This is a genomic window from Halorubrum sp. SP3 (assembly GCF_005435195.1).
GTDB classification, from domain to species: domain Archaea; phylum Halobacteriota; class Halobacteria; order Halobacteriales; family Haloferacaceae; genus Halorubrum; species Halorubrum sodomense.
The window spans coordinates 1-217 of record NZ_SGTU01000038.1 but is presented as its reverse complement, the minus strand read 5'-3'; the positions used below and the strand labels follow the sequence as shown (position 1 = coordinate 217).

Sequence of the window (217 nt, the reverse complement as noted above, 5' to 3'; positions counted from 1 at the left end):
GCGTTTGCAGTATTTACTGGACTGATAATTTTTATATATAGGGTAGAGTGGATCAGAGAGTCTGAAGTGGAGTCAGTCTCTAACCGTGCGCTATTGTCCTATTCACTTCCGCTAGTCCTTGCAGGTGTGATTTATTCTCTTGTTGGACAGATCGACTATTTCATAATAGGATATTTTCTCGGCTCGGCAGAGGTTGGCCAGTATCAAGTCGGGTTCT

1 protein-coding gene is annotated in these 217 nt (G+C 43.3%); it reads left to right on the top strand.

Features of this window, described 5'->3' with window-relative positions; genetic code table 11:
- Positions 1 to 217, top strand: a 217-nt coding sequence (locus EXE42_RS14920) for an oligosaccharide flippase family protein (protein ID WP_158293714.1), incomplete at both ends; no start/stop codon positions are given.